Raw genomic sequence first — 21,836 nt, forward strand, 5'->3', positions numbered from 1 at the left:
TCTAAAAGTAAGGGCGATCGCACTCTTAAATGTGCGATCGCCCTTACTTTTACACTAGCCAAGTTTTTTAAAGCTTGTACAGGTTAATTCCAGCTTCCTTAGCCATTATTTCCAAACCCTTGTGTTCCAAGGTTTTAATTGCCTTTGTAGAAAGGTGCAATTTTACCCAGCGCTTCTCCTGCGGCCACCAAACCCGCTTCCACTGCAAATTTGCCTCTTGCAACTTGTGAGTGCGGTGGTGCGAGTGAGAAACCGCAAAACCGTTATTCGCCTTCTTTCCAGTTAGCTGACATTTCCGTGACATATTGCCCTCCCGATTACCGTTTTTTTGCGTGCAGCATTTCATTATACCTGAAGGAAGAAGGAAGAGGGAAGAAGGCTTGACTTATCCCTTTACCAAGAGAAATAAACTCTTAATCCCCCCCTTAGCAAGGGGGGGTTGGGGGGCTTAATTACATAGCACGTTCTGTCAACTTTGTCAAGACTTGATTCGATCGCTCGACAAAATCCTTCATCCCTTCAGCATCGAAACCCTTCTGGGCCATCAAAGCCAAGTCGTAAACGTGGTGACAAATCATACTCGCCAACTGACTTGACGGAGACTCCCCGCCGCCTTGAATAATCGCACCCTGACTCAAACTAGCCAGATTTTGAATCAGCGGGTGAGACGTATTCACCAGCAAAACGTGTTCTTCGGGGAATTCGGCGGCTTGCTGCTGCAAAAGCGCCGTCATGTCGCGCATCCGGCGCAAAGCTTCTGGCAAAAGTACGATCGCAGGTGGCGTCGCCTCCGCAGAGTCAGACTTCAAAGCTTCTGTACGAATGTTCACTTTCGGCTTATTGAGAGCTTTTTGGAACATTTCTTTAACTTGTTCGCTGCGAGTTTTATTCGTCGCCGGATCGACAATTTCCGCTTCTTTCTCTTTGTCAATTAGCGTTTCGTCGATGTCGGAATCAACCCGCGAGAATTTGACATCTGAGTATTCTCGTTCCAAGAAGCTGATAAAGTGCGTGTCGATGAAAGAATCCATAAACAGCACTTCTAAACCTTGGCTTTTGTGCATGGCGACGTAAGTTGCTTGAGACGCAGGCTCCGTACAATAAAACACACGATTTTCGTGGCGTTTTTGATTGCGTTCCAAATACTCTTTTAGAGTTGTGTAAGGCTGCGTGGAACTAGAATTTTCCGACTTCGGAGTGACATCTTGCCACAAATCTCCTTCCTCTGTTTGCACCTGAACTTCTGGCGTTACAGTTTCTGGCTTCTCGGCTGTTGGTTCGTAGGTGCTGCGGTAGATTAAGATATCTTCGACTTGCTTTTTGAACTTGTCATCGTTGAGAGTTCCAAACTTGACAAAAGTGCCGATATCTTGCCAGCAGCGGATGTATTCGTCACGGTCGTCGCGGTAGAGTTCTTTCAGGCGATCGCCCACTTTTTTGGCAATATAATCAGCGATTCTCCGCACAGTGCGATTGCTTTGCAAAGAACTGCGAGAAACGTTCAGGGGAATATCGGTACTGTCAATGACTCCCCGCAGCGGCATCAAGAATTTCGGGATAATTTCTTCGCAGTGGTCGCTGACAAAAACCTGGTTGCAGAATAGCTTAATATTGCCTTGGGTAACATCGACATCCGGCCGCAGTTTGGGAAAGAAAAGAATGCCGTTGACAATGAAAGGATAATCTGTGTTCAGGTGTACCCACAACAGCGGCTCGTCTTGGAACGGGTAAAGGTAGCGGTAGAGTTCCAAGTAATCTTCTTTTTGCAAATTGCTGGCTGATTCCCGCCAAATTGCTTTGTGCTTGTTGAGTTCCTCTCCCTCAAATTTGATGGGAACTGGCATGAAATCGCAGTAAGTTTTGATTAACTGCTTAATGCGACTGGGTTCTACATATTCTTGTTCTTCGTCTTGGAGGGTAAGAGTAATAGTAGTGCCGCGTTCGATGCGGGAAGATTCTGATAGTTCAAAAGCCGGAGAACCGTCGCAAGACCAGTGTACTGCTTGGGAGCCTTCTTGGTAAGAAAGAGTATCAATCTCTACTTTCTTCGCCACCATGAAAGAAGAGTAGAAACCGAGGCCGAAGTGACCAATGATTGCGTCGTCGCCACTGCCTTGGTATTTTTGAATAAATTCTTCTGCGCTGGAGAAAGCGACTTGGTTGATGTATTTTTTTACCTCATCGGGGGTCATGCCGATGCCGTTATCGGAAATTGAGAGGGTTTTGTTTTCTTTGTCGATCGCTATGGTGATTTCCGGTTCGCCCATGTCGCCGCCGTATTCGCCGGAACGGGAAACCATTTTGAGTTTGGCAATGGCATCGACGCCGTTAGAAATTAGTTCCCGCAAGAAGACTTCGTGGTCAGTATATAGCGACTTCTTGATAATCGGGAAAATATTCTCGGTATGGATGGAGATTGTTCCCTGTTCTAAAACTGTCATAATTTTTCGCTAGGTAATTTTTAGGAAGAGTGATTAGTCAGATGTTGAAGGAAGAAGGAATAAGGAAGGAGGAAGAAGGAAGAAGGAATAAAAATAAATTATTCATCCTTATGTCCGTTTTTTCTCCAGGCTTTGATGTCATTAGTTATTATGCCTGTGATGGACTAATGACTGCTGACTACTGACTACTTAATGATTTTGAGCGATCGCGCTCTCTTTTGCAAAAGGGATTACCCCAAAAAGATGATTCGGTTTCCCTCACATAGTAGCTCACAAAGGCAACCGCAGCAGGAAAGTAGCGCCTTGCCCCAATTCGCTGCGGGCGCTGAGGCTGCCACGATGTGCCCGGGCTATGGTTTGGGCGATCGCCAATCCCAGTCCCGATCCGCCGGTATTGCGCGATCGATCGCTGTTGACTCGGTAAAATCGATCGAATATTCGCTCTAAATCTGCCGCCACTATCCCAATACCCGTATCTTGAACCTGCACGATCGCCTCTTGGTGGCTGCAATCTAAAATAACTGTTACTTTCCCGCCCGCCGGAGTGTATTGAATGGCATTAACAATTAAATTAGCAACTAAGCGATAAAGTTGGTCGGAATTGCCGACAACATTTAATTGCTGCTGCACTCGCACTTCGGATGTTAACGCTACCTTAGAAGCGATCGCCATTGCGGCCAATTCCTCGACTAAATCGCTCACCAAGTCATTCAAACAACACAATTGAGGGCGATCGCGTATCGCTTGATTATCCATGCGAGCCAGCAGCAGCAAATCAGCCACTAACTGAGTTAATCGTCGGTTTTGGCGATCGATCGTCCGCAAAATTTCCCGCGCCTCTTTTTCATCTAATTGAGGCGTCAACAGCGCCGATTCTACAGTCGCCTGCGAAGCCGCTAAAGGCGTCCGCAATTCGTGGGCTGCATCCGCTGTAAACTGTTGAATTTGTCGGTAGGAAGAATAAATCGGTTTCATTGCCAATCCTGCCAATAACCAACTAGAAAAACCTATCAAAATCAATGCTGTAGGCAATCCTAATTTCAAAAGCCATTTCACTGTACTGAGATAATCATTAAAGTCTTGCAGGCTCCGGCCCACTTGAAAATATCCCCAATCTTGCTGTGTTTGGGTGTGTAGCGCTACAGAAATTTGGTGATAAACATTACCTTTGGTGTCAGTTATTGTTTGCCAGTATTGGGAGTTAAATTCTGGCGGTAATTCTGCGGGATAAGCGCCGGCGGTAGCAATTAATTTACCGGAATAATCAAATAAACGAATATAGTAATAGCCTTGGTTGATAGCGCTTAAAATATGGCGGCTTGGCAACTGTTCTTTAATGCCTTTAACTCCCATTAGGCGAAGGTTGGGTAAAAGTTCGTTTACTATAGGCTCCAAGCGTCCGGGCTGCTGCAATTTGAGTTCTAGGCTGTCGTGTAGCGTCCCCGCTACGGACTCTAATTCCCTGTCTATGGCTACCCAGTGAGCGTGGGCGATCGCCTTGTATACGCCAAATCCCAACAAGCTCAAAATCAAACCCATTACAGCCGCATAGGAAATGGCTAATTGCCAGCGAGTTCGGTTAAATAGTTTATTTTGATTCACATTGAGCCGAGCGCTATTTTTTAAGGTAAATATCCCAAGGTAAATAATACATTATTTTCTAATTGTACCAAGAGTTCTGGATTAATTTCACCAATTTTATTTCGCAATCGTGTTTTATCCAAAACTCGCATTTGATGGCACAATGCAACGGAAGCTTGAGTCAATCCTCCCTCACCGCTGGGAATGAAAACACATGAAGGGAGAGAGACACGCCGCAGATTAGTGGTGAGAGGAATACTGATAACAGTAGTCGTGTATCTCGAAATAGTATCATTTTGGAAAATAATTATGGGACGTACACCAGTCTGTTCGGAACCTTGTGTAGGATCGAGGTTTGCAATCCAGATTTCACCCCGTCTGACTGTCATTGCAAATCCTCATGTTTTAGGAGTTCTGCGTATTCGCTCATTCCGAGTTCCGCAAGTTGTCGGTCTTCTTCGGCAAATTCGCTGTAGAGTGCGGCTAAGTTACTTTCATCTACTGCTAGATTAGTAACTAATCTGGCACGAAATTTCAGAAATGCAATAAATTCAAATACTTGTTTTAGTTGTTCGAGATCGAGCTTTTCTAACTCTTGTTGGATTAAATCTTTCATGGCAGTTATTTGTTTATTCGAGTTTTCTATATTATAGCCAGATACTAGAAACGAAATAGAATCCCCCCGCCGTTGCCCCTACAGCTTTAATTTTTCATGCGGTATCCGACGCCGTGAACGGTTTCAATTAAATTCGCGTCGCCAACCGACTCAAGTTTACGCCGCAGCAAGCGCACTTGAGCTGCTACCACATTGCTAAAGCTATCTGCACTCGCTTCCCATAGCTGATTCCGAATTTGGTCAGTGGTGATAATTTGGTTGGGATGTTTCATAAAGTATTCTAGCAGTTGAAACTCTTTGTTTGTTAGAGAAATTATCTGGCTGTTACCACTTGGGTCAAGATGGCACACAGTTCGATTTCCGCAGTCCAAAACCAGATTTTCTACCTGTAGCTGTTGCGGTTGAATTTGGGGCGATCGCCTTTGCAAAGCCCGCAATCTTGCTAACAGTTCCGCCATGCCAAATGGTTTAACTAAATAATCGTCAGCCCCGGCATCTAGTCCCGCCACTTTATCTTCCATTCGGTCTTTGGCTGTTAGCATCAATACGGGCAATGCGCTATTTTTAGCACGCAATCTCCGCAGCAGTTCCAATCCTGATAATCCTGGTAGCAACCAGTCAAAAATAGCCAGGTTATATTGCGTCCACTGACTGTCTAAATATTCCCAAGCTTCACTGCCATCCAAAGCCCAATCAACTATATATTTTTCCTGCTTTAAAGTGCGATCGATCGCTTTCCCTAAATCTGGCTCATCTTCAACTAGCAAAACTCTCATAACTCTAATTTATAGCGGTACATCCTTATACATTGTTACGGATCGACCCCCAACATATAAGCTCGCATACTTAGATGAAATCAGCATGAAATTTTATGAGCGAAACTAATTGGCTCGCAAGCCCCCGGATTCATTCCAACGCGTAGACTGACTGACGGGAATAAATCTAAAATCTAAAATCTACAATCTACAATCTACAATCTACAATCGATTGACTTTCCAGAAAAAGATAACTGTTGACAATAATTGACAACAAGCTGGTAATGTCTTATAATCAACCACGAGTAAATTTTTGATAAAAATTTTCAATAAGTATGACAGATTTATCCGATCGCCCCGCCATGAAAAAGCCGGGGCGCTGGAGTCGCCGCCAACTGCTACAGCTAGGAATAGCTGGTGCTGGGGTAGCGGGGGGCGCGATCGCATTGCAAAATTTGGCCCAAAAACGATCGGCTGTGGCGAGAGTACCGCCAATGCCCGCAGATGCAGTCACCGTCAGCAATATCAACCCGATGCAAATTGCGCGGGATTTTGATTACGGCACGGTGACGCGCGAAAACGGGCGCACGGTACGCGAATTTCGCCTGGAAGCTAATACTTCGATCGTCCAACTTAACAGCGCCGTCACTTTCAACACCTGGAATGTCAACAATCGCGTGCCGGGGCCAACATTGAGGGCAACAGAGGGCGATCGTATCCGCGTCATTTTTTATAACAAAGCCGGAGATTCTCATTCGCTGCACTTTCACGGCGTTCATACCAGCGAAATGGATGGCGTTAAACCAGTGAAACACGGTTCGGTATTTATTTATGAATTCGATGCCAATCCCTACGGAGTGCATCTCTATCACTGCCATATTGAGCCCGTAACTCGCCATATAGGTAAAGGACTCTATGGAATGTTCATCATCGATCCGCCAAAACCCCGCCCTCCCGCCGATGAAATCTTGTTAATCATGGGAGGATACGACGTAAACGACGACAAAAAAAACGAGCTTTACGCTTTTAACGGGTTGCCCAATTATTACATGAACAACCCGATACCTATTTACCAAAATCAGCTAATCCGGCTATATGTTCTCAACTTAATTGAGTACGAAGCGGCAGTAACCTTCCACTTGCACGCCAACTTTTTTGACGTATATCGCACGGGAATGACTTTGACTCCCAGTGAAAGAACCGATGTAATCACCATGGGAGTAGCTGAAAGACATATTTTAGAATTTACTTACGGCTATGCTGGAAAATTTATGTTTCATCCCCATCAAGATGCGATCGCCGAAGCTGGCTGCATGGGTGTATTTGAAGTCATCACTTAAACCCAATCCTGCTACCAGGGTGCGGCGATTCAAATAAAGTATGAAATTATTTGACAAGCTCGATCGCAAATAGGTAGAATGAATAGCTCGCAAATAATTGAGAATTATTCTTAATAACTTGTGAGTCGAAATGCACATAACGTAAAAATTAGCAACTGCCATGTTACCATCCTTTCGCTTATTACCGACCGCTACGGCTACAGCCATCTTTGTTGCTCTGGCCGGTTGCGCTTCCACCCCCACAGCCACCAACACCGGCAGCACAGTCTCACCCGTGGCCACAGCCAGTCCCGCATCCACAAGCGGTCACAGCGGGAATCACGGTGGCAAAGGCGCCATAAACATCAATACTGCCATTCCTTCAGAGTTAGATAAACTCGAAGCCAAGTTAGGAGTACCGGCACTTTCTAACAAAATTCAAGCCAGCCGTCCTTACGGGAAAGTCGAAGAATTGGTATCAAAAAATGTCATTACTCAACCCCAATTCGACGAAATCAAAGACATGGTGACTATTGAAGATGTCGTCCTCACCGGTGAAGCCAAAGATGTAGACTTCATGACTAACATGGGATTGATGAAAGGGCATCTTATGGTAGCAAAAGAACTCTTGGAGCAAGGCAAACCAGACCAGGCAGAACCTCACATCGGGCATCCCGTCGAAGAAATTTATGCCGATGTCGAAAATCAGCTAAACGAGCGTAAAATTCCCGAATTTAAGACTACTCTAACTAAATTGCAGGATTTAGTTAAAGCGGGTGCAAAAGATCCGGCTCAAGTGAATGCAGAATTTGACACATCAATGCAAGCAGTTGACGGAGCAATTGCCACCCTCCCCGAAGCGCAGCGAAAAGATCCGAAATTCGTGCTGCAAGTGATTAACGGCTTGCTGGATACAGCTAATTCCGAATACGCAGCGGCAGTTGCTAACGGCAAAATTTCCGCAATTATTGAATACCAAGATTCGCGGGGTTTTGTCCTGTACGCGGAAAGCCTGTACAAAGATATCGCCGCTCAAGTGGCTAAAACTAGCCCGGAAATTGACAAAGCAATTGTTGCCAACATGACTGAACTTAAGGCAAATTGGCCAACTGCGATCGCACCCCCCGCCCCCGTAAAAACAACCGAACAAGTCAACCAGCTAGTTAAAAAGATCGAAAGCGACAGCCAAAAAGTTCTCAAACCCGCCTCTTAAAAACATTACTCTCATCAACAGCGGTAATTGGTAAATAATCTGCCAATTACCTCGCTCCTTAACCAGTCCCATTCCCACCATAAAAAATGAATTTTGGCGAAGCATTGCCCACCTTTGTAATTACTCTCCGCGAAGGAGTCGAAGCCGCCTTAGTTGTCGGAATCGTTCTCGCTTGCCTCAAAACATCAGGACAAAGTTATTTAAGTCCTTGAGTTTTCGGGGGAGTTGGTGTTGGACTTATTGCCAGCGCTTTGATAGGTGTACTGTTCGGCTGGACTATTCAAATTTTGTCCGCATCCAATCAGCCTTTGGCACCGATTATGGAATCGCTGCTAGAAGCAATTTTTGGGGTTATAGCAATAGCAATGCTGAGCTGGATGCTGATTTGGATGACCAAGCAAGCGCGATTTATGAAAGCCGAAGTCGAAGGCGCTGTGAGTGCCGCCTTAACGCAAAACTCTCATGCTGGTTGGGGCGTATTTAGTTTAGTTTTTATTGCCGTTTTGCGCGAAGGATTTGAAACTGTTTTGTTTGTCGTCGCCAAGTTTCAACAAGTGATTATTCCGGCAATTGGCGCTTTCGCCGGCATTCTCTCCGCCACTGGAATTGGTGTCCTGCTGTTTAAATGGGGAATCCCAATTAATATCCGCCTGTTTTTCAAATATATGGGCATTTTATTGCTTTTTATTGTAGCGGGTTTAGTGGTATTTACATTGGGGCTTTTTGACAGCGCGATGAATATTTTATCGCAAGCAAATCGCGAATCAGCAGCACTGTGTTTTTATTACGAAAGATTTACTAAAATCCACTCTTGCATTCTCGGGCCGATGGTGTGGAATACCTCGAAACTGCTTCCCGAAGAAAAGTTTCCAGGTTGGTTGCTGAGTGCGCTGTTTGGCTACACGGATAAGCTCTATGTCGTGCAGGCGATCGCTTATTTCGTCTTTTTAATTACCGTCGGTGGCATCTACTTCCAAAGTTTGGCAGGTAGAGTGTTTTTCCCATTCAAAAAAACCCAGGCAACTAAATAGGAAATTAAGTGCGATCGAAATACGATCGGCTTTTTAGTCTGAACTTCCCCCTACAAATATACTTACAAAAACTCAAAAGCCTTTCATAACAAAGGTTTTAATTGTTGATCAATAAAATATGTACCCATGTAGATGATTGATATCTGTTTGTAATCGGCAATTATAGCGTTTCTCAGAAAGATGAGGTACAATAACAGCAGTGAGTAAACCAATTCCAAAGATCGGATAATGTAACTTGATTGAACGCAAACTCTATCGCTTTTGCTAATTCTCGATAATTAGTCGTCTTGATAGAACGGAGAATGTTTTTGAGTTTTGACCATAAATGTTCAATTGGTGAGAAGTCGGGCGAATAGGGCGACAAGTATATTAATTTTGCCCCTTTCTTTTTGATGGCTTTTTCTATTTCTTCTCCGGTATGAATAGTACAATTATCCATCACTACACAAACCGCTTTCCAGAGTTTTGGTACTAGCTTTCGGATAATAAAAGCCTCAAATGTAATTGTATCAGTTGTACCTGTTAAATTGATGGATGTTAGGATTTCGTTGACCGATATAGCTCCAATTATTGAGACATTTCTGCCCCGTTTATTCGGTTTTGACCCCTGGGCTCTTGAACCTTTTAGCCTCCCTTGCATATAACCTAACCATTGCCAAGTTTACTCCACATTCATCAATGAATATTAAGTCTTTCAAACAAATTTGTCGAATTTTTTGCCAGAACTAATATCGCAGGTTCTGAACTCTTTCACTGCCTTTGTCTGACGGGAAAAGAGTTTTTTTTTAAGGTCATGTTTAAGAGTTTTGCCATTCTTCCCATCGTTGCTACGCTGATGGTAAAACCAATTTTTTGGTAGAGTAAATAACGGAGTTCTTCGAGAGTCGGATCATTATTTTCTTCAATCAATTTCGCGCTTGATCAGCAGTTGCTCTGCATTCAGTTTTAATTTGAGTCCGCATCGCTCAGTTCGAGGAGCAATATTTTGGGTCTCACGATACTGTTTAATTATTTTTTGGACAAAACTTAGGGCTACACAAAAACGGTTGGCTATTGCTCTTTGTGACAGCGGTTCATTATGGTACACGTCCATAATTTTTTGTCTAAAATCAATCGAATAAGTTTTCATTTTTACTAATGTGTGATACTTGCTAAAATTATTGATAGTTGTCATTCGAGTGACTGCTATGGGGTGAGGGACTACTGCTCGAAGAGCCTTCCATTTAATTAGAGCTGCATAACATTTTAGGTTTCTATATTTTTCACTCCGTTCAAGTCAGTTATATCATACCTCATCTTTCTGAGAAATGCTATATATTGAATGTACAACAATTGAGCGCGAGATCCTGCGTCAGCTATTGCTGATAAATGGGTACAAATTTTTAGCTCAACAGTTGCATCCTTTGTTGAGTAAGAGTTTTAGGACGGTTAGTACATTTGTATGGGGGAAGTCCAGTCTATTGGTGGCCGGAGGCAAAAGTTTAATCATGGTTAATCGACCGGACATGAGATAAGGTGGCGATCGCATCGCATCTAGTATGCCGCGCTCACCCAGTCTCTTAGAGAACCCAAAGGGGTTCTATATTTACCCCCATAAGCATGGATGTATCCACCGCCGATTCCAACCGTAAGCGGCAGATCACAAATGAGTTTCTGCCTGAGCCTTATCTAAGCAAGCTTTCAATTTTTCGGCTAGCACCTGTACATGAGGTTCTTGTAACATACCAAGGTGGGTACCAGGAACCTCATGGAATTCTAATCCTCCAGCAGCAAGTTCGCCCCAGCCCAATTGAGGATCTGCGTAAGAGCTTACACCGGTAATCTGATCTGTAGACCGGAAGAGGGCTACTTGACCAGGGTAGACTTGCGGTACATAGTTTCTTGATGCCTGAATGTTTTCCTGTTGAAAAGTGAAGTCTTGAAGATGGTTAGGCAAGGGTCGTCCGATACCTATGTAAAACTTGCAGCCAATCTCGTTGAGGCTATGATTAAGCTTATCGTTGAACCTCTGGATTTTTCCCTTCACGTTATCCTTCGCCTTCTTTAAAACATATGTTGGTCCGAGTTGTAAAAAGTTACTCCAGTGAGCAGTGAGCAGCTCTCTGCTTGATATTTGTTTGAGTGCCTCTGAAGTGTGTGTATCCAATAAGGCTAGGAGAGCTACCTTTTGGCCTTGCGCGACTAGCTGCTGAGCCATATCGAAGGCTACACTGCCGCCAAAAGACACGCCAGCCAGAAAATAAGGTCCTTCGGGCTGGAGAATCCGCATTTCTTTAATATAGTGAGCGGCTAAGTCCTCAACCCGATTGTGGGGAGCATATTTTCTATCCATAATTTGTGCGGCTAGTCCATACAGGGGTTGTTCTAGACCCAAACGATGTGCTAAAGGGCGGTAGAATAGGAGACCTCTGCCAAGCACATGGATACAGAATAGAGGCGGTTTGGAACCATTAGGTTGAATCACTATCAGTGAGGAACAACGCGATGACAATCCAGAGTGATTCAGAAGGTTAGATGCGCTCTGAAGCTTCGTTGTTGATTTGTTCGGTTCTGAGCTATACCCTTGTTGGCTGAAAATGCTAGCTAGTTCCTCAATAGTCGGTGCTTGGAAGAGGTTAGCCAGAGGGAGATTTCTGCCCAATTTCTTCTCGATTTGTGCGAATAGGCGTGCAGCCAGCATGGAGTGTCCTCCCAAGTCAAAAAAGTTGTCTTTCACGCTGATGGGGTGGACACCTAAAACTTTTTCCCAAATCTGTGTGAGCTGGAGTTCTAATTCATTGCGGGGAGCTACAAAGGTGTTTTCTGACTCTTTCATGATTTGGTCGGGTGCTGGTAGGGCGCGGCGGTCTACTTTGCCGTTGGCAGTCAGGGGCAAAGCCTCTAGAAGTACGAAAGCTCCAGGCACCATATAGTCGGGCAGTTTCTGCTTGAGGAAGCGACGCAGTTCATCGATTGTGGATGCCTGTTCTGGGTGGGAAACGATGTAGGCCACTAAGCTTGTGTTGCCGGAGATATCTTTTCTAGCTGTAACTACGGCTTCTTTCACAGTAGGGTATTGTGCCAGCACCGCTTCAATTTCTCCCAGTTCGATGCGAAAGCCGCGAACCTTCACCTGATTATCTATGCGACCGAGAAACTCAATGTTGCCATTGGGGAGGTAGCGGGCTAGGTCATTGGTTTTATAGAGGCGTGTTCCTGGTTCATCACTAAAAGGGTTTTGGAGAAATTTCTCTTCGGTCAAGTCTGGGCGGTTGAGATAACCCCGGGCTAAGCCGTCGCCGCCGATGTACAACTCGCCGGGAACTCCGATGGGGACAGGCCTCCGGTGGCTATCCAACACATAAACCTGGGTATTGGTAATGGGGCGTCCGATGGGGACGGAGTTACCGAGTTGGTCAGGCTCTGTTATTGGGTAGCAGCAGGTGAAGGTCGTGTTCTCGGTTGGACCATAACCGTTGATTAGCTTACAGTCTCCTATTTTTTGGAGAAATTTCTGGACATGGGGAACAGATAAAACATCACCACCAGCCAATAGTTGACGCAAGGGCTTTAAATCCTCCAGTCGCTCATCCACCATTACGTGAAACAGACCAGTTGTGAGCCACAGAGTTGTGATTTGGTATTGCTGGATAACTTGTCCCAACTCTCCCAAGGATGGCGTATGGGGGGAAAATATCACCAGCCGAGCACCGTTAAGTAAGCTGCCCCAAATTTCCAACGTTGAGGCGTCGAAGGAGATGGGAGCTAGCTGTAGGAAAACTTCTTCTGCTGCTAGGTCGGCATAGTTGGCTCCTTTGACTAACCGCACGACACCTCGATGGATGACACTAACACCTTTGGGCCTGCCTGTAGACCCGGAGGTATACATTACATAGGCTAGGTTGTCAGCCGTCACGCTGCTAATGAGGTTTTCCTGGCTCTCTCGGTTAATGGCGTCCCAGTCAGTGTCTAGGCAGACTACTTTGGCTCGATGTGCGGGAAGTTTCTCAACCTGCGGCTGTTGGGTCAATAGGACTGGGACTTGGGCATCCTCCAGCATGAAGGTGAGACGCTCTTGCGGATATGCTGGGTCTAGTGGTAGATAGGCTGCACCCGCTTTGAGGATGCCTAGGAGTCCTACTAATATATCTAGCGATCGCTCTACACAAATCCCTACACATGTCTCTGGTTCTACCCCCAGCCCTTGCAGGTGGTGTGCTAATTGATTGGCACGGTAATTTAGCTGCTGGTAGGTAAGTTGCTCCTGACCAAAGACTGCGGCAACAGCGTTAGGAGTTTGCTCGGCTTGGGCTTCAAATAACTGATGGATACAGGCGTTATTCGGGTAATCAGTTTGGGTGTTATTCCACTCCACCAGCAACTGATGTTGTTCGGCTGCTGTCAACAGCGGTAAGTCTGAGAGACGCTGTTGAGGGTTGGCGACAATGCCTTCCAGTAAGGTCTGGAAATTCCCCAGCATCCGAGTAATGGTGGCGGAGTTGAAGAGATCGGTGTTGTATTCCAACGAGGCTCTCAGTCCGTGCGCCGTCTCTATCATGAATAGGGTTAGATCGAACTTCGCCGTTTTGCTGTCAATATTCAGGGAGTTGACGGTCAGGTTTGGTAACTCTAAGACTGAGGTTGGAGTGTTCTGTAGAACGAACATCACCTGAAACAGCGGCGTGTGGCTTCGGTCTCGTTCGGGTTGTAGTTCTTCTACGAGCTTTTCAAAGGGTAGGTCTTGATGGGCATAGGCTCCTAAAGCTACCTCACGCACTCGACCTAGCAGTTCTTGGAAACTTTGGTTGCCACTTAGGTAAGTACGCAAGGCTAGGGTATTAACAAAAAATCCAATCAGACCTTCGGCTTCCACTTGGTTGCGACCGGCGATGGGAGTGCCTACGATCATGTCTTCTTGCCCGGTATAGCGGTAGAGGAATGTCTGGAATGCTGCTAACAAGGTCATGAACAGAGTGACCTGCTCCTGCTGGCTCAGGTCTTTAAGTGCCTTGGTTAGGTTTTTGGGTAGCTCCAGAGATTGGTACTCACCCTGATAGGTCTGAATTGGTGAGCGTGGGTAGTCAGTGGGCAGTTGTAGTATGGGGAGGCTGCCACTTAGCTGCTGTTTCCAGTAGTCACGCTGAGACTCTAAAACTTCACCTTGTAGCCACTGGCGCTGCCAGTGGGCAAAATCTGCATATTGGATGGGCAGTTCGGGGAGGGGTGAGGGCTTGCCACTGGAGAAGCCGTCATATAGCGCTGCCACCTCCCGCAAGAAAATATCGTAAGACCAGCCGTCGTAAACAATGTGGTGCATAGTCACGAGCAGCATATATTCCGCTTCTTCTAGGCGCAGGAGTTTGACGCGAAACAATGGTCCAGTAGCTAGGTCGAAGGGTTGTTGAGCCTCCTCGGTGGCAAGGCGTTGAGCTTTAGAAAGCCGCTGGTCTGGAGAAAGTTTTCTCAGGTCTATTATTGGCAGTGTTAAAGCTGTATCTAGGGAGATGACCTGCTTTGGTTGCCCATCCACCGATGGAAAAGTGGTTCTGAGGACTTCATGGCGTCGGACAATTTCCCTCAGGCTCTGCGAGAGTGCGGTTACGTTGAGTAAACCGATTAAGCCAAAGGCAGCGGGAATGTTATAGGCAGGGCTGTCTGGTTCCAATTGAGCGAGCAACCAGAGACGCTGCTGGGCAAAGGAGAGGGGGAGGTTTCCATCCCTTGGGACAGGCAATATGGGAGAAAGATTGGAAGTGGTGGCAGCATTAGCCTTGTGCAGAAATGCGAGGATTTCGGCTTTGCGCTCTTTTAGCTCTTGCAGCAGAGCGGGTGTCAGTGTTTCTTTGGGAGCTTTGTAGCGCAAGCGATCGCCTTCGTTCCATAGCTTCACGTCTAGATGGCGAAGCTCAGACAAAAACTCGTCAATCGTTTTCATAATTCTCCCTCTTCATAATCGTCCATTGTGTCGCTCTCATGAGCTTGTAACTCTTGCACTGCCCAACGAACTGTCTCAATGCGAGCGCCTAACTCAGCCACAGTAGGTGACTCAAATAAAGTACGCAGCGGTAGTTCCACTCCGAAGGCTTGGCGCAAGCGAGAAATAACTTGGGTAGCCAGCAGGGAATGTCCCCCCAATTCAAAGAAGTTGTCGTGGATGCCGAGTCGTTCCAGTCTTAGGACAGAAGCCCAAATATCAGCTAGCTGCTGCTCAATGGGGGTGCGAGGAGCCACAAAGGTTGCTTCCAAGTTAGGTCGTGACTGGTCAGGGGCGGGTAGAGCACGGCGGTCTACTTTGCCGTTAGGGGTTAGGGGCAGGGAATCTAGCAGGACAAAGGCTCCAGGCACCATGTAGTCGGGCAGTTTCTGCTTGAGGAAGTGGCGTAGTCCATCGATGGTGGATGCCTGTTTTTGGTGGGGAACTACATAGGCTACTAGGCGCTTGTCGCCAGGGATGTCTTCTCTAGCTGTGATGGCGACTTCCCGCAGGTTGGGGTGTTGGCTGAGTGCTGACTCAACCTCTCCCAGTTCAATGCGGAAACCGCGAATTTTTACCTGATTATCTATGCGACCTAGAAACTCAATGTTGCCGTCGGGTAGATAACGAGCTAAGTCCCCAGTTTTATAAAGGCGTGTCCCTGGTTCCTTGCTAAAAGGGTTGGGGATGAACTTCTGGTTGGTTAACTCCGGGCGGTTGAGATAGCCTCTGGCTATGCCTGCGCCGCCGATGTGAATCTCGCCAGGTACACCAATAGGAACAGGACTCAAATATTGATTCAGCAGGTAAATCTGCATATTGGCAATCGGGCGACCAATCGGAACCTGTGTTCTGAGTCCCGAAGGCTGACAATGATATACACTGCTCCAGACTGTTCCTTCTGTTGGACCGTATTCGTTGAACAAAGATGTGTGCGCCCGCAGCTTACTATGGCGTTCAACTAACTCTTTGGGACACGGCTCGCCTGCCACAATAACAGTACGAAGACAAGTGAGCTGTTGTGGTTCCGCTTGCTCCAAAATCAGGTTATAGAGAGATGGAAGACTCAATAAATGCGATACATGATGTTGAGCAATTAACTTTGTAAGCTGTAACAGCTCTTGTTGGAACTTTGCTGGTGGTAGTACAAGTAGGCCTCCTTGGCACAATGTCCAAAAGATGCCTGCGATCGAACTGTCAAAGGCAAACGACGAAAGTAATAGGAAACTGGTGACGGGTTCGCTGTAATAAGAAATACGAGCACTGGTGGAGTGGACTAGGTTTTGATGGGTTACCAGCACTCCTTTGGGTTTCCCTGTAGAACCAGATGTGTAGATTGTGTAAGCCAGGTTATCGGCCGTCACGCGGATGACAGGTTTTTCCTCGCTCTCTTGGGCGATTACTTCCCAGTCGGTGTCCAAGCAGAAACGCTGTGCTTTGTACTCGGAAAAACCTGCGATTAGCTTCTGTTGGGTTAATAGCACCGACACCTGGGCATCTTCCAGCATGAAGGCTAGACGATCCTGGGGATACGATGGGTCTAACGGCAAATAAGCCCCACCAGCCTTGAGAATGCCTAGGAGTCCTACGATCATCTCTAGCGATCGCTCTACACAAATTCCGACCAGCATTTCTGGTTCCACACCCAATTTTTGCAGGTAGTGTGCTAGTTGATTGGCACGGCGATTTAGCTCTCGGTAGGTTAGTTGCTCGTTTTCACAAACTACTGCAACAGCATCGGGCGTGCACTCCACCTGCGCCTCAAATAGCTGGTGGATGCACGCCTCCAAAGGATAATCCGCTTTTGTGTTATTCAACGCCACCAGTTGTTGCTGTTGGGCTACCGTCAAGAGGGGTAATTCCCAGAGGCGCTTGTCCGGGTCAGCCACAATCCCTTCTAGTAAAGTCTGAAAGTTGCCTATCATCCGCGAGATAGTGCTGGACTCAAACAAATCCGTGTTGTATTCAAAGCGACCAATAATCCCTTCCGGTCTTTCGTCTAGTTCAAGAGTCAGATCGAGCTTCGCCGTATCGGTTTGGATATCAAGCTGACTCATAGTCCAGCCACAATTCAAAGATGGCATTGGAGGTTCCAAAACAAACGCCACTTGAAACAGAGGGTTATGGCTTAGATTGCGATCGGGTTGGAGTGTTTGTATTAGTTTCTCAAAAGGCAAGTCTTCATAGACATAAGCCCCTAGTGTTATTTCCCGCACTCGTCCCAGTAGCTCTCGAAAACTAGGGGAACCCGACATATCAGTACGCAATACTAGGGTGTTGAGGAAAAACCCGATTAGCCCTTCAAGCTCCGGTCTGTTGCGACCCGCGCTGACCGTGCCCACCACAATATCTTCCTGCTCCGTGTAGCGGTAGAGCAAGGTTTTGAACGCGGCCAGCAGCATCATGAACAGCGTGACTCCCTCTTGTTGCGAGAGAGTTTTGAGCGATGAGGTCAGGTCTTTGGATAGTGTCAGACATTGCCTTGCACCTCGGAAGGTCTGAACTGCGGGTCGCGGACGGTCATAAGGCAGTTGTAGTACAGGCAGGTCGCCCCGTAGTTGCTGTTTCCAGTAGTCCAACTGACTTTCCTGAATCTCTCCAGCCAGCCATTGTCGTTGCCAGAGGGTAAAGTCAGCGTATTGTATGGGCAGTTCTGCAAGTGGGGAGGGTTTGTCGGTAGAGAAAGCTTCGTAGAGTGCTGCGAGTTCTGGAAGAAACACGCTGTAGATCGAAACACCATCAATGACGATGTGGTGAACGGTCAAGAATAACCTGTAGTCTTCATCTGCCAGTTGTATCAACGTAGCTCGCAGCAGTGGCCCAGAAGTTAGGTCAAAAAGCTGCTTAGACTCCCTAGTTGCCAACCGCAAAGCTTCGGATTCCCGTTGGTCTTGTGGGAATTGTCGGAGATCCACTACGGCTAGGTTGAAAGTAGAGGGTGGATCGATCACCTGAACGGGTTGGCCATCTATCGTGATGAAGCGCTCGCGCAGACTTTCGTGACGTTTGATGATTTCGTTGAGGGCTTTTGAGAGGGCATCAACGTCTATAGCACCCGGAATGCGAATGGTGAAGGGTTCATTATAAACAGGACTATTAGGTTCTAATTGTGCAAGGAACCACAGTCGCTGCTGGTTCCACGAGAGAGGCAAGTTTTGGTTCCTGGAAACAAGTTGGATGGGGGGAGCTTGCAAGAAAGGCTTTTCCTGATCACCTGCCTCAATGCGCTGGGCTAGTTCGGCTACAGTTGGAGATGCAAACAGGCTACTTATCGGTAACTCCACCTTTAAGGTGTCACGCAACCGACTTACAATCCTGATAGCGAGTAAGGAATGTCCGCCCAATTCCAAGAACTTGTCGTGGATGCCGACTCGCTCGACGCCCAGCACTTCAGCCCAGATTTCTGCCAGCATTTTTTCAACAGGCGTGCCAGGAGCCACAAATGCTTCTTCCAGATCGGTTCTGGTGGTGTCCGGCACTGGCAGAGCGCGGCGATCGACCTTACCGTTGGGCGTCAGCGGCAGCGCTTCGAGCTGCACAAATGCAGAAGGTATCATGTGATCGGGCAGTTTCTGCTTTAGGTCGCGACGCAGTTCACTGATGGAGAGGACTTGCTCCTGGCTGGGAACCACATAGGCCACTAGGCGCTTGTCATTAAGGTCGTACTCCTGGTCTATAACTACGGCATCCTGAACAGCCCGGTTTTGCATCAGCACTGCCTCAATCTCGCCCAGCTCGATGCGGAAACCACGAATTTTCACCTGATTATCGATGCGACCAAGAAACTCGATGTTGCCGTCCGGTAAATAGCGGGCTAAGTCTCCAGTTTTGTACAGACGTGCTCCGGGTTCGTCACTAAAGGGGTTGGGGATAAACTTCTGGGTCGTCAACTCTGTCCGGTTGAGATAGCCCCGAGCTAAACCGTCGCCACCGATGTGCAGTTCACCCGTAACTCTGATCGGGACGGGTTGGAGATACCGATCCAATATATAAAGCTGAGTATTGGCAATAGGACGACCAATTGGAACCCCTGATAGGGTGGTCTGAGCCGGAACCTCATAGATACAGCATCCAACAACCGTTTCTGTTGGACCGTATTCGTTAATTAGTCTAGTTTCAGGTGCGTGAGTCTGCCAGAATGAAATGCTCTTTTTCGATAAAGCCTCGCCACCGATAATTAAGGCTCTTGTCTGACCCGCCGCCTGCTTACTGGGTAATAACTCACTGAGTAGTGCCAGATGGGCCGGGGTGATTTTGACGAGGCTAAAATTACTTTGAGAACACAAGACGGCACTAAGAGCCTCTATCTCCTGTTTCTCTGGGAGGAATACTACCCTCTGTCCTACCAATAGGGGAGAGAATAAGCTGGTAATGGTTGCGTCGAACCCGATCGAAGAATGAACCGGAGAACCAACCCCATCGGCTACTGCATACGTTTTTATGCACCAGCTAAGATAATTGACCAATCCTTGGTGGACAATCATCGTTCCCTTTGGTTTCCCGGTTGACCCAGAGGTGTAAATTATATAAGCCAAGTTGGCGGCATTAACCCCGCTGTTGAGATTCTCCTCACTCTCCTGAGAAATTAACCCCCAACCTGTATCCAAGCAGATCGCATACGCACCTTGCTCAGGCAATCCAGTTAGCAACTTCTCTTGGGTCACTAGCACCGACACCTGTGAGTCTGACAGCATGAACGCTAGACGTTCTTTCGGATACGCAGGATCTAGAGGCACGTAGGCTCCACCCGCTTTGAGAATACCGAGAAGGCCCACCATCATCTCAAGCGATCGCTCTAGGAAAATCCCCACTAAAACCTCTGGTCCTACCCCCTGTTTTTGCAGGTAGTGCGCTAGCTGATTCGCTCTTGCATTTAGTTCCCGATAGGTCAACTGTTTGTCTTCATAAACTACCGCCACCGCATCGGGTGTCTGCTCCACCTGAGCCTCAAATAACTGATGGATACACTTATCCTTGGGGTAATCTGCCTGAGTATCATTCCACTCCACCAGAATTTTGTGACAATCCTGCTCAGATAGCAGGGGAATTTCGGCAACGCGCCCTTTGGGGTCAGTTACGATACCTTGCAAAAAAGTAGCAAACTGATCCAACATCCTGACAATGCTGTCACCATCTAATGCTTCGGTGTTATAAAGCCAACAGCATTCTTTCCCCTCTGACGGAATCACTAGGGTCAACTCATTACCAGACCCAGCTTGGTGGTCGTCTAGTTTTTCTACCCGCTCTACGACCACCGGAAAAATCGGCTCACGACTCCGATCGGGCAATGAACGAAGAGCCGGATACCTAGCTACGACATCACGCGCATAAGTCTTGTGAAGTTTGGTCAACTCCACCTGCTCCTCAAAGGCTTTAAAAACTTCCTCAAAACTTTGCTCGTAGTCTATATCTACGCGACAAGAAACAATTGAGGCAAAAAAGCCTTCCAGTCCTATCAACTCCCGTTGCAGCTCAACATCTCTAAATCCGATATCAAAACATCCACTTCCTCCTATACGGGCCAGATAAGTAGCAAAAGCAGCAAACAGGAAGTCACTCTGATTCCAAGCAGGATGGCCCTCCAGAAAGGTTGTGACCTCATGCGGTATGGACATCTTTACACTCGTGTACTGCTTTTGATTCAAGTGCGATGCCGTTCGATCGGCATAGGGAACCGTGATGGGCTGTAACGTCGCCAGCTTCTCTACCCAGAAAGCCTCGTGCTGAGCAATTAACCCATCAAACCTCTCAATACGCCTCGCCCTATCCGGCTCGATGTCCTTAAACTGATACCCAACTTGCAGTCCAAATCTCTCGACCAAATCAGGAATCGATAGCGCTTGACCATCGATGGTCAGCACTTGGCGCAGCGCTACCTCGTAACTTGCTGTAGAAACCGTCAAGAAGCTGGGTTCAATCGCCGTGATTGTTCCTGGAGACGACTTAGATAGATCATCTTTAACTTCGAGTTTGGAGATAACGATCAAGTCGCTCCCTATAGCCAACTTCGCCACACCAAGGGCATTGGGGTAGGAACCAAACTCTAATGCCCTAATGTCGGCATCCATATCATAGGCACAACGATTGAACGAGAGTACACCTCCAGCAAAAAGTCTTTTTGAGTGTCCCAAATAGGTTCGCTCATCCAGATTGTGCTTGAAAGCTAACGCTTGACCACTTGAGAGCTCATCAACTAACTCTTCAAACGCACGAATTGCCACTTCATGACATTTCCCAGTGAGAGAAAATGCCGTATCGTCATCAGCAATATCGATAGCAACCTGCTTCAGGATACCGCCGCCCTCAACCGAATCGCTCATCACATACCACGTCACACAATGAGTCTTCTCCCGGTGCATCAAAGCCCAAGAGGTAGCATTGAGTCCCGCATACTTCGGCAGTGGGGCATCCTGATAGTTGATCGCTAACTGGCGCGGCAACTCCAAAATTTCTTTGGGTAATAGCGACCTGTTGACAATGTTGAATAGGTAATCAAAAGGCTGTTGTCTTAAAAATGCTATGAGATTATTATCTGTTGGCTGGATGTGAGGTATGTCCTTTGCCTTCGCCCACCTACTTATCGATACATCAAGGGAGATGACACCGAAAATCTGATGACCCCGCTCTAAAAGAAGTTCAGCACATTGAATAAGTAAAGTTCCTTCTCCAATAAGAAACCAACTAAATTGATTCTGAATATACATAATTTGTATTGCTTATAGTTTGATCCAATCAATCCAACAGTGTTTGCCACGGGGTCTTTCCACGGCTTGGACAATGACTTTATTTGGTAGATAATCATTGTTTCCGGAATGAAAGAGTTCGCCCCACGCTCTAGAAGCCTTGTTAGCTAATTTTAGATTTTAAGTAGTGAGGTTGATATCATCACTCCTCATTCGCTATCTAACGCCAGTCCATCAGCTTTGC

Annotated in this window: 10 protein-coding genes and 2 pseudogenes; 3 read left to right on the forward strand and 9 right to left on the reverse strand. The window is 46.9% G+C overall.

The annotated features are described in order from the left end of the window. Positions 1 to 67: 67 nt before the first annotated feature. The 6 genes from rpmB to rppA form a co-directional block, all read right to left on the reverse strand. Positions 68 to 304: a 50S ribosomal protein L28 gene (rpmB, locus tag D0A37_RS13290; protein WP_242724808.1), complete on the reverse strand. Its 237-nt coding sequence runs from the start codon at positions 302 to 304 to the stop codon at positions 68 to 70. A 148-nt stretch (positions 305 to 452) separates the two neighbouring features. Further along, complete coding sequence (gene htpG / locus D0A37_RS13295) at positions 453 to 2,441, reverse strand: molecular chaperone HtpG (RefSeq protein WP_242724809.1); 1,989 nt, start codon at positions 2,439 to 2,441, stop codon at positions 453 to 455. A gap of 270 nt (positions 2,442 to 2,711) precedes the next feature. Further along, entirely contained in the window at positions 2,712 to 4,043 is a 1,332-nt protein-coding gene (gene rppB, locus D0A37_RS13300) for a two-component system sensor histidine kinase RppB (RefSeq protein WP_242724810.1), read from the reverse strand. 20 nt (positions 4,044 to 4,063) lie between these two features. Beyond that, the gene (locus D0A37_RS13305; protein ID WP_242724811.1) at positions 4,064 to 4,411 is read right to left on the reverse strand and encodes a type II toxin-antitoxin system PemK/MazF family toxin; all 348 of its coding nucleotides are present in this window, start codon (positions 4,409 to 4,411) and stop codon (positions 4,064 to 4,066) included. Next, positions 4,408 to 4,638, reverse strand: a complete 231-nt coding sequence (locus D0A37_RS13310; protein ID WP_242724813.1) for a hypothetical protein — start codon at positions 4,636 to 4,638, stop codon at positions 4,408 to 4,410. Before D0A37_RS13310 ends, D0A37_RS13305 begins: the two co-directional genes overlap by 4 nt. An 86-nt stretch (positions 4,639 to 4,724) precedes the next feature. Beyond that, the gene (gene rppA, locus D0A37_RS13315) at positions 4,725 to 5,414 is read right to left on the reverse strand and encodes a two-component system response regulator RppA (RefSeq protein ID WP_242724815.1); all 690 of its coding nucleotides are present in this window, start codon (positions 5,412 to 5,414) and stop codon (positions 4,725 to 4,727) included. A gap of 314 nt (positions 5,415 to 5,728) precedes the next feature. Here rppA and D0A37_RS13320 point away from each other — a divergent pair, with 314 nt between their 5' ends. The 3 genes and pseudogenes from D0A37_RS13320 to D0A37_RS13330 all read left to right on the forward strand — a co-directional run bounded on the left by D0A37_RS13320 (position 5,729) and on the right by D0A37_RS13330 (position 8,956). Continuing rightward, the gene (locus tag D0A37_RS13320; RefSeq protein WP_242724817.1) at positions 5,729 to 6,733 is read left to right on the forward strand and encodes a multicopper oxidase domain-containing protein; all 1,005 of its coding nucleotides are present in this window, start codon (positions 5,729 to 5,731) and stop codon (positions 6,731 to 6,733) included. A 160-nt stretch (positions 6,734 to 6,893) separates the two neighbouring features. Then, positions 6,894 to 7,925, forward strand: a complete 1,032-nt coding sequence (locus tag D0A37_RS13325; protein WP_242724819.1) for a 4-helix bundle domain-containing protein — start codon at positions 6,894 to 6,896, stop codon at positions 7,923 to 7,925. A gap of 86 nt (positions 7,926 to 8,011) precedes the next feature. After that, a pseudogene (locus tag D0A37_RS13330) lies at positions 8,012 to 8,956 on the forward strand (FTR1 family iron permease). 172 nt (positions 8,957 to 9,128) lie between these two features. Here D0A37_RS13330 and D0A37_RS13335 read toward each other — a convergent pair. The 3 genes and pseudogenes from D0A37_RS13335 to D0A37_RS13345 form a co-directional block, all read right to left on the reverse strand. Continuing rightward, positions 9,129 to 10,085: pseudogene (locus D0A37_RS13335) on the reverse strand (IS630 family transposase). 510 nt (positions 10,086 to 10,595) lie between these two features. Then, the gene (locus tag D0A37_RS13340) at positions 10,596 to 14,870 is read right to left on the reverse strand and encodes a non-ribosomal peptide synthetase (protein WP_242724821.1); all 4,275 of its coding nucleotides are present in this window, start codon (positions 14,868 to 14,870) and stop codon (positions 10,596 to 10,598) included. Further along, complete coding sequence (locus D0A37_RS13345) at positions 14,867 to 21,613, reverse strand: non-ribosomal peptide synthetase (RefSeq protein WP_242724823.1); 6,747 nt, start codon at positions 21,611 to 21,613, stop codon at positions 14,867 to 14,869. The genes D0A37_RS13340 and D0A37_RS13345 overlap by 4 nt, the downstream gene beginning before the upstream one ends. Positions 21,614 to 21,836: the final 223 nt, after the last annotated feature.

Source organism: Microcoleus vaginatus HSN003 (assembly GCF_022701255.1).
In the GTDB taxonomy this organism is placed as follows: domain Bacteria; phylum Cyanobacteriota; class Cyanobacteriia; order Cyanobacteriales; family Microcoleaceae; genus Microcoleus; species Microcoleus vaginatus_B.

Coding starts and splice junctions, on each gene's coding strand:
- rpmB (WP_242724808.1), bottom strand. CDS start 304: ATGTCACGGAAATGTCAGCTAACTGGAAAGAAGGCGAATAACGGTTTT.
- htpG (WP_242724809.1), bottom strand. CDS start 2,441: ATGACAGTTTTAGAACAGGGAACAATCTCCATCCATACCGAGAATATT.
- D0A37_RS13305 (WP_242724811.1), bottom strand. CDS start 4,411: ATGACAGTCAGACGGGGTGAAATCTGGATTGCAAACCTCGATCCTACA.
- D0A37_RS13310 (WP_242724813.1), bottom strand. CDS start 4,638: ATGAAAGATTTAATCCAACAAGAGTTAGAAAAGCTCGATCTCGAACAA.
- rppA (WP_242724815.1), bottom strand. CDS start 5,414: ATGAGAGTTTTGCTAGTTGAAGATGAGCCAGATTTAGGGAAAGCGATC.
- D0A37_RS13320 (WP_242724817.1), top strand. CDS start 5,729: ATGACAGATTTATCCGATCGCCCCGCCATGAAAAAGCCGGGGCGCTGG.
- D0A37_RS13325 (WP_242724819.1), top strand. CDS start 6,894: ATGTTACCATCCTTTCGCTTATTACCGACCGCTACGGCTACAGCCATC.
- D0A37_RS13340 (WP_242724821.1), bottom strand. CDS start 14,870: ATGAAAACGATTGACGAGTTTTTGTCTGAGCTTCGCCATCTAGACGTG.
- D0A37_RS13345 (WP_242724823.1), bottom strand. CDS start 21,613: ATGTATATTCAGAATCAATTTAGTTGGTTTCTTATTGGAGAAGGAACT.